The organism is Peribacillus sp. P4_B1 (assembly GCF_056402395.1).
This window is the reverse complement of record NZ_JBFUHM010000138.1, coordinates 1-1,578: the sequence shown is the minus strand read 5'-3', so window position 1 is coordinate 1,578 and position 1,578 is coordinate 1. Positions and strand designations below refer to the sequence as shown.

The following is a 1,578-nucleotide window of genomic DNA, read 5'->3' as shown; positions in this document are numbered from 1 at the left end:
AGGTTCAGGAATCCTTGAACACTTTAGTTGAGCAGTTACCAAAACTGACTGAATTAGTGAATATTTTAACAAAGTCTTATGATTTCGCTCAATCTGTTGCGACTGATGATGTTTTGAAAAATGATACGGTCAGCGCCATTTCGGAGATCGCTACACCTGTAGTGGGCTCAGTGAAAGGTCTTGCAGCTAACGCCATCGAAGCTAAGGATCGTGCAGAAGCGAATAATGATGTGATCGGTCTTTTTGGACTGTTAAGAATGATGAAAGACCCGCAAGCACAAAAGCTTTTCCGTTTTGCCCAAGCTTTTCTTGAAGTCTCTTCAGAACGCAAAAACCAAAAATAATTTGATAAACTTTCAATCAGTAAGGACGGGGGATTAACTATGTCAAAACAAATCGTCATCTTAGGTGCGGGTTAYGCAGGATTACTATCAGCCTTATCCGTACGTGAATATTACAATAAGGATGAAGTGCAGGTTACAGTGGTGAATCAATTTCCAACGCACCAAATCATCACCGAATTGCACCGTCTTGCAGGCGGATCCATTTCTGAACAAGCCGTTTCGATTCCTTTGGAAAAACTTTTCAAAGGAAAAGATATCGACCTTACCATTTCAAAAGTGGAGTCTTTCTCAGTCGATAAAAAAGAAGTGAAACTTGCGAATGGTTCCACTTTATCTTAYGATGCCCTAGTTGTTGCTTTGGGAAGCCAAACAGGATTCTTCGGCATCCCGGGACTTGAGGAAAACAGCATGGTCTTGAAATCCGTAAATGATGCTAACAAAATTTACAAACATATCGAAGATCGCATCCGTGAATATGCACAAACGAATAACGAAGCGGACGCTACAATCGTAATCGGCGGCGGCGGATTGACTGGCGTCGAGTTAATCGGTGAAATCGTGGATCATTTCCCTAAAATCGCCAAAAAGTTCGGAGTGGATTTCAAGGACTTGAAAATCAAGCTTGTGGAAGCTGGTCCAAAAATCCTTCCTGTCCTGCCTGACCACTTAATTGAACGTGCCATGTCCAGCTTGGAAGCACGCGGCGTTGAATTCTTGACAGGTCTGCCTGTAACGGGTGTTAAAGGAAATCAAATCGAATTGAAAGATGGACAAACGATCGAAGCCAATACGCTTGTTTGGACAGGCGGAGTCGCAGCACTTCCTATCGTAGGCGAATCAGGTCTTGAAGTGGATCGCGGCAAAGCAACCGTTAATGAGTATTTGCAATCCAAATCCCATAATGACGTATTCGTTGTCGGAGACAGTGCCGTTGCTTTCCCTCCAGAAGGCGGCCGTCCATACGCTCCTACTGCACAAAATGCTTGGCAAATGGGTGAGCTTGTTGGWTACAACCTATATGCAGCCTTTGAAGGCAAGAAACTTGAAGAATTTTCACCTGTAAACTCAGGTACACTTGCGAGCCTTGGCCGTAAAGATGCAGTGGCAACCGTTGGGGCCAATAACACTTCCCTTAAAGGTCTGCCGGCTACATTGATGAAAGAAGCAAGTAATATTCGCTATCTATCACACATCAAAGCCCTATTCAGCCTCGCTTAGCCTCGCTTATTAATTT

At 43.9% G+C, this 1,578-nt stretch carries 2 protein-coding genes; both read left to right on the top strand.

Annotated features, from left to right (window positions below; genetic code table 11):
• Positions 1–344: helical membrane plugin domain-containing protein (locus AC1DVK_RS26840; protein WP_477627821.1), on the top strand; the 344-nt coding region annotated here is incomplete at its 5' end.
• A gap of 39 nt (positions 345–383) precedes the next feature.
• On the top strand, positions 384–1,562 hold the full coding sequence (locus tag AC1DVK_RS26835; protein ID WP_477627820.1) for an NAD(P)/FAD-dependent oxidoreductase: 1,179 nt from the start codon (positions 384–386) through the stop codon (positions 1,560–1,562).
• Positions 1,563–1,578 lie beyond the last annotated feature (16 nt).